At 67.3% G+C, this 8,724-nt stretch carries 8 protein-coding genes and 1 pseudogene; all 9 read left to right on the top strand.

From position 1 onward, the window contains the following. A pseudogene (locus tag A9W96_RS14080) lies at positions 1–628 on the top strand (mammalian cell entry protein); the annotation flags it as partial. Next, complete coding sequence (locus A9W96_RS14075) at positions 625–1,680, top strand: MlaD family protein (protein WP_067140575.1); 1,056 nt, start codon at positions 625–627, stop codon at positions 1,678–1,680. The pseudogene A9W96_RS14080 and the gene A9W96_RS14075, both read left to right, overlap by 4 nt. After that, positions 1,673–2,728, top strand: coding sequence for an MCE family protein (locus tag A9W96_RS14070; protein ID WP_066867463.1), 1,056 nt, complete (start codon positions 1,673–1,675; stop codon positions 2,726–2,728). Before A9W96_RS14075 ends, A9W96_RS14070 begins: the two co-directional genes overlap by 8 nt. Then, positions 2,725–3,840 carry an MCE family protein gene (locus A9W96_RS14065; protein ID WP_067140571.1) on the top strand — a complete coding sequence of 372 codons (1,116 nt, stop codon included), beginning with the start codon at positions 2,725–2,727 and terminating at the stop codon, positions 3,838–3,840. The genes A9W96_RS14070 and A9W96_RS14065 overlap by 4 nt, the downstream gene beginning before the upstream one ends. Further along, positions 3,837–5,039: an MCE family protein gene (locus tag A9W96_RS14060; protein ID WP_067140568.1), complete on the top strand. Its 1,203-nt coding sequence runs from the start codon at positions 3,837–3,839 to the stop codon at positions 5,037–5,039. Before A9W96_RS14065 ends, A9W96_RS14060 begins: the two co-directional genes overlap by 4 nt. Further along, entirely contained in the window at positions 5,036–6,295 is a 1,260-nt protein-coding gene (locus tag A9W96_RS14055; protein ID WP_067021611.1) for an MlaD family protein, read from the top strand. The genes A9W96_RS14060 and A9W96_RS14055 overlap by 4 nt, the downstream gene beginning before the upstream one ends. A gap of 31 nt (positions 6,296–6,326) precedes the next feature. Then, positions 6,327–7,031, top strand: coding sequence for a tetratricopeptide repeat protein (locus A9W96_RS14050; RefSeq protein WP_067140564.1), 705 nt, complete (start codon positions 6,327–6,329; stop codon positions 7,029–7,031). A gap of 17 nt (positions 7,032–7,048) precedes the next feature. Continuing rightward, the gene (locus A9W96_RS14045; RefSeq protein ID WP_067140561.1) at positions 7,049–7,816 is read left to right on the top strand and encodes a mannan-binding family protein; all 768 of its coding nucleotides are present in this window, start codon (positions 7,049–7,051) and stop codon (positions 7,814–7,816) included. A gap of 228 nt (positions 7,817–8,044) precedes the next feature. Beyond that, positions 8,045–8,724 (top strand): 4-alpha-glucanotransferase (locus A9W96_RS14040; protein WP_197499518.1); only part of this gene is annotated, 680 nt, incomplete at its 3' end.

The following is an 8,724-nucleotide window of genomic DNA, read 5'->3' as shown; positions in this document are numbered from 1 at the left end:
CATGGAACAGGTCTGGAACCCGCGGACCAACCTGGGCAACATGCGCGCGATGCTGACGTTCACGCCCAGTTCCACCTACACCCGTGCCGACTGTCCGCATTACGGCGAGCTCAAAGGGCCCAGTTGCTTCACCGCACCGCTGATTCCGGTGCGCCCCGATCTGCCCGACGTGCTGTTGCCGCAGAACTACCATCCGCCCAAGGACCTGGCCCCACCGCCCGGCACGGTGATCGGCCCGGACGGAAACCTGGTCGCGGTGGGCCCGCCGCTGGTGAACGGACCACCAAACCTGGTCGACCCCAATCCGCCACTCGCTCCCGGCATTACGCCGTCGCCGCCGGTGCCGGGCAGTGCGAACCCCGACAACCCCTCACCCGGGGCGCCCGCGACGCCGCAACCACACGAACCGTGGGTCGCGCCGGTGGCACCGAAGGCGCCGTGGATCCCGCAGGCCGCGTACCGGGCCTCGTTCGGCGGCAACGTGGGACCCGTTGGGAGTCAATACGAACGCACCATGCTCGGCGTGATCACCGGCGCCCCCGCGACCGAGGCCACCGAACTACTGCTGGGACCCGTCGCTCGCGGGACCACGGTCTCACTCGCTCATCCGCCCGGGGAGGCCAAATGAGGTTTCGCGGCCCGCTCATCGCACTGACCCTGTTCATGATCGTCTCGCTGACGCTGACCTGGCTGGTGTATGTGAGCCTGCGGCGTGACGTCGCCGGCGACACCGCCAGGTACACGGCGGTGTTCAGCGACGTGTACGGACTACGCGAGGGCGACGACGTCCGCATGGCCGGGGTGCGCGTGGGCCGGGTCGAAAAGGTGGAACTGGACGGGACTCTGGCGAAGGTCTCGTTCGTGGTGCAGTCCGACCAGCGGTTGTTCGGAAACACCCTGGCGTCGGTGACCTACCAGAACATCGTCGGGCAGCGTTACCTCGGGCTGTCCCTGGGCAAGGAAGGCAGTCCGCAGCTGCTGGCGCCGGGCAGCACCATCCCGTTGGAGCGCACCGAGCCCTCTTTCGACGTGACCACGCTGCTCAACGGCTACGAGCCGTTGTTCAGCCTGCTGAACCCCCATGACGCCGACAACCTCACCAAGGGCATCATCGCCTCGCTGCAGGGCGACACGTCCTCGCTCACCACGCTGGTCGGCCAGACCTCCACGCTGACACAGACTTTCGCGGGCCGCGACCAGGCCCTGGGCAGCGTCATCACCAACCTCAATAAGGTGGTCGGCAACCTCGCCCAACAGAACGACGATCTCGACGGGGTCATCACGGCGGCCCGCACCGTCGTCGGCGACCTCGACCGGCGGCGCCCGGACCTGGTCGCTTCGGTCGGTTCGCTGGCCCGGGTGACCAACCGGCTGTCGGCCTCGGCGACCGACGTCTACCCGGCGCTGCGCGAATTCATCGATCGCCAGCCCGGCGTCACCAAACACATCATGGACGTCGAACCGCAGGTGGCGTTCTTCGGCGACAACATTCCGCTGCTGCTGAAAGGCCTTACCCGCGTGGGCAATCAGGGCGCCTACGGCAATGCCTACGTGTGCGACGTGAACTTCATGGGTTTCTTCCCCGGGCTCAACGATGTCGTGCCGATCATCATCAACGCGGCCACGCCGGGCAACCGGGCCTGGCACACCCCACGCTGCAGGAGCACGGTCGATGGCTGAGGCATCGGTACGGCGGAGGTTGTCGGGGCTGACGAAGCGCCCGCTGGAAAGCTACAACAAGACCTGGCTCGGGTTCATCGCCGTCGCGGTGGTCGCGGTGGTGATTTCAGTCATGCTGGCGGTGCACGCGATCGGCGCCGGCTATCGCCATTACACCGCCGAGTTCCTGCAAGCGGCCTCGCTGCGGGCCGGCAACCCGATCGTGGTCGCGGGTATCCCGGTGGGCAACGTCACGAGCATGAAACTCGTCGGCGACCATGTCGAGGCGGGGTTGAAGGTCCGCGACGACATCAAGCTGGGCAAGGATTCTCGTGCACAGATCCGGGTCACCACCATCTTGGGCTCGCGCTATCTCGCGCTGGAACCCAAGGGGCCCGCCCGCCTGCCCAACGAGACCTTCGACCTGGGGCACACCGAGGTGCCCTACGACCTGCAGGCCGCGCTGCAGGACGCCACCACCACCTTCGAGCAGGTCGACTCCGACAGGTTCGCCCAATCGCTGGCGGTGCTCGGCAAGCAGCTTGAGGGCCTGCCCGCCGTTGTGCCGCAGGCGATCACGAACATCAACACCTTGTCGTCGATCATCGCGGTGCGACGCGACCAGCTGGGGCAGCTGCTGCGCAGCACCGAGCAGGTCACCAACACGCTGCGCCGCCAGCAGGCCGGCATCGGCGCCCTCGTCGACCAGGGTCAGGACCTGCTGGGCCAATTCGTCGCGCGGCGCGCCGTTTTCCACGCGATGATGCAATCCCTGTCGAGTCTGGTCGACACCATGAGCCAGGTCGTGGTCAACGACCGCTCGGGCCTGGACGCGTTGATCAGGGACATGCGCGACTTCACCAACTTGATGTCGGCGCACGACGACCTGCTGCACAGCATGCTACAAACCAGCCCGATCTTCTTCCGCGAGGCGGCCAACCTGACCGGTGACGGCAACGCGATCAACTTCAACGCCCCCAATGTCCCGTTGATCGACTCGTGGATGTGCGCAATCAGCGGGCGTGCCAAGCAGTTCGGCATGATCCAGTACTTCAAGGACTGCAAGTGAACGGGCTCGGCGCCAAGGCGCTGGCCATCGTCGCCGCGGTCGCGGTCCTCGCCGCGGCGGTCGGCGCCGGCTGGTGGTACCTGAGTTCGGACGACGACACAATCACCGTGACGGCCCAATTCGACAGCGCCTCAGGCCTCTACGAGGGCAACGAGGTTGCGGTGCTGGGCATGCCGGTGGGCAAGATCACCAAGATCAACCCCAAGGGGGGTTACGTCGAGGTCCAGTTCACCGTCGACCGCCACGTCAAGGTGCCCGCCACCGCGCAGGCCGTCACGGTGTCGACGTCCATCCTCACCGACCGGCAGATCGAGCTGACGCCGCCCTACCACGGCGGACCGACCCTGCAGAATCACGACACCATCGGGCTGCCCAGGACCAAGACCCCCGTCGAATTCAGCAGTGTCCTCAATGTTTTGGACAAGGTGACCAAGTCGCTCGAGGGTGACGGGCGAGGCGGCGGCCCGATCGCCGACGTGCTCGGCGGCGGCACCGAGGTGGTCAACGGCAACGGCGAGAAGATCAAGGCGGCGCTGGGCGAGCTGTCCAAGGCGCTGCGGCTGTCCAGCGACGGCGGCGCGGCGACCCGCGAGCAGATCACCACGATCGTCAAAAACATCAGCACGCTGTTCGACGCCGTCGCCGCCAACGACTCGAAACTGCGCGAATTCGCCTCCACCATCCACCAGGTCAGCCGGATCATGGCCGACGAGGACCTCGGCAGCGGCAACACCGGGCGCAAGCTCGACCAACTGATCCAGCGGGCCGGTGACCTGCTCGACGCCAACCGCGACAACGTCAAACAGGCCGTCCTGCACGGCAACGGCACGCTGAAGACGGTGACCGACCAGCGGCGCGACCTGGCCGAGCTGCTGGATCTGGCCCCCCTGGTGGCCGACAACGCCTACAACATGATCGACCGGGCGAACGGCAGCGTGCGGGCCCGCTTCCTGACGGACCGATTGCTGTTCGACAGCCAGTACACCAAAGAGATCTGCAACCTGATGGGGCTTCGACAACTGGGCTGCAGCACCGGGACCATCCAGGACTTCGGCCCCGATTTCGGGTTGACCTACGTGCTCGACGGCATGGCCGCCATGGGGCAGAAATGACGGGCGCGGGCGCGCGGGGCATGCTCACGGCGGTGGCCGCGGCGATGGTCACCGCGGGATGCGCCACGAACGGCCTTGCCAGCCTGCCCCTTCCGGCCCCGGGCCTGGGGTCCGGCGGTTATTCACTCAACGCGGTCTTCTCCAACGCGCTGAACCTGCCGATGAACGCCAAGGTCAAGCTCGCCGGCGCCGACGTCGGGCAGCTCGAATCGATGGTCGCCCGCAATTACACGGCGGTCACGCGGCTGCGCATCCGGGATGGCGTACAGCTGCCGCGGGGCAGCACCGCCGAATTGCGCACCGCGACACCGCTGGGCGACGTCTTCGTCGCGCTGAAGCCACCGGGCGATGCCGACGGGCCGCTGCTGCGCGACGGGGACACCATCGGCCTGGACTCGACCGCGGCCGCCGCGACCGTCGAGTCGGTGCTGAGCTCGGCGGCGATCCTGGTGAACGGCGGGGCGGTGCGCAATTTCACCAACATCATCAACGGGTTCGGCAAGGCGACCGGAGATCAGGGCCAGGCGTTCGGAGACATGATCCGCAAGTCCAACGAGCTACTCGCGACGCTGGACGGCCGATCCGATCAGATCTCGCACGCGTTGACCCAATTGTCGCGCCTGGCCGACCAACTCGACGCCAAGAACCAGACCATCAGCGACCTGATGTCGGCGGCCCGCCCCGCCACCTCGGCCCTGGCCGACAACACCAGTCAACTGTCCAACCTGGCCGTGCAGGTCGGCGACACCTCCCGGTTGCTGGCCAGGTTCCCGTCGATCGGCGGGACCGACACCAGCGGCCGCAGCATGATCCGCGACCTGAACACGATCGCCGGGGCCGCCAACGACGTTGCGATCAGCCCCGACACCAGCTGGCTGTCGATAAACCGGCTGATTCCCGCGCTGGTCAAATCCACTGCGGGGAACTCGATTTCGGTGAACGTCGGCGTGGACAAGATCATGCTCGGATCGCTGCCCGACATCGGATTCCCCGGTGACATCGGGCTGCACGGGCCGCACCACTACAACGTGAACCTGCTCGTCGGCACCCTCAAATACACCCTGTGGCGACTGCAGGAACGTGTGGTCGGCCGGGGACCCAATTCGCCTCAGGTTCCGGTGATTCCGGATCCCAACATCCCGGGACAGATCGACGTCGCGCCCGGGCCCCCGCCCGCACCGCCGGGGCCGCAACCGTGATCCGCGCCGTCGCCGACGTCGCCAATCTCGTTGTGCGCGCGGTGCGCACCGCGCACCGGCAGCAGGTCTGGTTGTCGGTGGCCGGCCTGGTGCTCATCCTGGTCGTGGCGACCGCCTATCTGCTCGTCGGCGCGTTGCGAGTGAAACCCTTCGCCTCGTCCTACCGGGTCACCGTGCAGCTGGCGGAATCCGGCGGCCTGCTCCCAAACCAGGACGTCGCGCTGCGCGGTGTTCGCGTCGGGCGCATCGAATCGCTGCAGATCACCGACGACGGCGTGAACGCCGTCGCCAGCATCACTTCGCAGGTGCGGATCCCGGCGAACAGCGTCGTGCACGTGTCCGCGCTCTCGCCCGCCGGTGAGCAGTACATCAACTTCGAGGCAGCCTCCGACGCCGGGCCGTATCTGCATGACGGCAGCCTGATCGCCCTGGACCACACCACCGTCCCGGTCAGCTTGGCGCAGTTGCTCGGTGACGCCGATGGGCTGCTGGCCCAGGTCGACCCGCACAAGATCGAGTTGATCAAGAAGGAGTTGAGCCTGAGCAGACAGGGCCCGGCCAAGCTGACCGCCATCGTGGACGGCGGCACGTTCCTGCTGTCGACGCTCGATTCGGTGCTGCCCCAGACCACCAGCATCATCAAGACCAGCCGGGTGGTGCTCACCCTGGCGAGCGACAAAAACGCCGGATTGGGCTCCGCCGCAACCGAACTCAACCAGACGCTGACCGGCGTGGCCAGAATGCAGGCCGGTTACCGCCGGTTGACGCAGCAGACGCCGCGCACGCTGTCGGCCGTCGACAATCTGTTCGCCGACAATTCCGACACGATGGTGCAGTTGCTGGGCAGCATGGCCACCATGTCACAGCTGTTCTATCTGCGGGTCCCGGCGCTCAACGCACTGTTCCCCGACTACCGCGGGTCGGTATTGGACGCGGTGACGAGCGCCTTTCACGACGGCGGCGTCTGGGCGACCGCCGACCTGTATCCCCGCTACGTCTGCGACTACGGGACACCGGCGCACGCCTCCTCGGCCGCCGACTATTACGAGCCGTTCATGTACACCTACTGCCGCGACGACGACCCGGCGGTCTCGATCCGCGGGGCCAAGAACGCGCCACGTCCGGGCGGCGACGACACCGCCGGCCCGCCGCCGGGCGCGAACCTGGGCCAGCGAACCGATCCGACCCCGCGGGGCCGCTACACCATTCCCACCCCCTACGGCGGTCCGCAGCTGCCGATCGAACCGCCGCACTGAGCCCTGGCCCATCCCAGCCGACCTTTAGGAGATGATCGTGGTCGTGACCACCAAGAAGAACCCGAAAGTCGACGCCGACACGGACACGGACGTCGAAGCGGAAACGGGCGCCGAAACAGCGGCAGCCGCAGGCGAAGACACCGGCGAGGCGCGCGCCGAGGAGTCCACCGACGAGGCTGACGGGCAGGACGAAGACGAGGACGAAGGTGGCCCGCTGCTCAAACGCAAGCGTCCCGACACCGAGCGCGCCCAGCGGCCCTGGCGGCGGTATCTGCGCCGCAGCGTGCTGCCGGTGTTACTGGTTGCCGCGCTTGGCGTTTCGGGGTTCCTCGGGTGGCGGCAGTGGCAGGACCATCAGCTGAAGGTGGCGGGCGAACAGGCCCAACAGGCGGCCATCGCCTATGCGCAGGTGTTGACGAGCATCGATTCGAACAAGGTGGACGACAACTTCAAGCAGGTGCTGGACGGCGCGACCGGCGAATTCAAGGACATGTACACCCAATCCAGCGTCAAGCTTCGCCAACTGCTGATCGACAACAAGGCGACCGCGCACGGCGTGGTGGTGGACTCGGCCATCCAGTCCGAAACGACCGACAAGGTCGTCGTGCTGCTGTTCATCGACCAGACCGTCACCAACACCGCCGCGCCCGACCCGCGCATCGACCGCAGCAGGATCAAGATGACCATGGAGAAGGTCGACGGCCGCTGGCGGGCAAGCAAAGTCCAACTCCTCTGAGTCGAGCGGAGCAACCCATGCTCAAGAGACTGGCGGCGGCGTTTGTATTGGTTACGGCCGCAACGATTCCCGGCGCGGCCACCACGCACGCGTCCGCGCCGTCGTTCTGCGGTGAGCTCGGCGGCAACTGGGACGGCCAGTACTGCCACACCGCGGTGACCTCGGAACGCAACGCCGTTCGCGACATCAAGGTCGCCGTGCCCGACGACCTGGTCGACAACCCGACCACCGGCCCGGTGATCCGTGACTACCTGCATACCCTGGTCAGCAACTGGAAGACCGCAAACGCCAGCATGGCCGCCGACAGCTACGGCGAGGAGAATTTCGAGGTCTTCCGGCACGGCAACCTGCTCAGCGCGGTGTTCCACGAGGACTATCACGCCGACGGGCCCAAACCCAACAACGCCTATCGGACATTCACCTTCGACATGGCAGCGGGCCGACGGGTGCAGCTCGCCGATCTGACCACGGTGAACCCGCTGACCGCGATCCCGCCGCTGGCTGCGCCGTTCATCGATACCGCACTCAATCAGGCTCCGCCACCGCATGATCCGGGCACCTACCCGTTCATCCTCGACCGTTGGACCCCCGACAAGGTCTACTCGGGCGCGTACAAGGCGTGGGCGCTGACGCCCGACGAGTTGATCATCTACATGCCCGACTATCCGGTCGGCCACGACGAGCCGATCAACTTCTCCCCCGGCCTGCCGCAGTGGTACATGGACGGGGGCACCGTCCAGGCGCACATCCCGCTGTCGGCGCTGGGTCCGGTGCTGCGCATCTGAACGGGGCCCTCGGTCCTGGCGCATCGGCTCCGCATGTGGCCGAGTCGTTTTCACTCCGGCGAATCGCGCGCCGCTTTCGGTTACTCACGACGCGGGCGGCCCGTGTAAGTCGGCCGCGGATGGGTACGTTCCGAAAGTGCCCCCGCCTCTTTGCTATCTGAGTACTTGCCCTGCTCGCAATCTCCAGCCGTCACCCAGTCACCCCGCGCTGCCCGTGCGGACGATCTGATGGCCACACCCAAGCCGGTGCCCGAGGACCTGCGCCAGCTGGCCCAGGCCCATGGCGTGGCGACCTTTTACCGCAATGAGCGACGAGAACCGGTCGAGGTCGACGCCGACGTGGTGGTCCGCGTGCTCGGGTTGCTCGAGGTCGATGCCGCCAGCGAGTCCGATCGGCGTCGCGAATTGGCGAAGCTGGCCGAGCGCAAGCGCGCTGGAGCCCTGGCACCGACAATCGCGATGCGACTGGACGGCCGGCCGCGGCCGTTGCCCGGCGCGGCGGCGCTGGTCGGCGAGGACGGCACCCGCGCCGACGTGCGCGACGAACTGCCCGGCGATCTGGCGCCGGGCTGGTACCGCCTGCACACCGCGGACGGCCAAGAAGTCACCCTGGTCGCGGCCCCGCCGCGAGTGCCCCAGACGGCGGTGACCTGGGGATGGATGCTGCAGCTCTATGCGCTGCGCTCGGGCCGCTCCTGGGGCATCGGTGATCTGGCCGACCTGCGGGAGTTCATCGAGTGGACCGCGGCGGCGCACGGCGCGGGTGCGGTACTGCTCAACCCGCTCAACGCCCCCGGTCCGACGCATCCGGTTCAGCCCTCGCCCTACACCCCGTCCAGTCGACGCTTCGCCAACCCGCTGGCCCTGCGCATCGAGGACCTCGACGCCTACCATCGAGCCGACCCGCA

Origin of the sequence: Mycobacterium sp. 1245852.3, from assembly GCF_001669335.1 — a bacterium.
Lineage (GTDB): Bacteria > Actinomycetota > Actinomycetes > Mycobacteriales > Mycobacteriaceae > Mycobacterium > Mycobacterium europaeum_A.
The sequence above is the reverse complement of the archived record's forward strand: the minus strand, read 5'-3'. Positions and strand labels throughout refer to the sequence as shown.

Coding starts and splice junctions, on each gene's coding strand:
- A9W96_RS14070 (WP_066867463.1), top strand. CDS start 1,673: ATGGCTGAGGCATCGGTACGGCGGAGGTTGTCGGGGCTGACGAAGCGC.
- A9W96_RS14075 (WP_067140575.1), top strand. CDS start 625: ATGAGGTTTCGCGGCCCGCTCATCGCACTGACCCTGTTCATGATCGTC.
- A9W96_RS14045 (WP_067140561.1), top strand. CDS start 7,049: ATGCTCAAGAGACTGGCGGCGGCGTTTGTATTGGTTACGGCCGCAACG.
- A9W96_RS14050 (WP_067140564.1), top strand. CDS start 6,327: ATGATCGTGGTCGTGACCACCAAGAAGAACCCGAAAGTCGACGCCGAC.
- A9W96_RS14060 (WP_067140568.1), top strand. CDS start 3,837: ATGACGGGCGCGGGCGCGCGGGGCATGCTCACGGCGGTGGCCGCGGCG.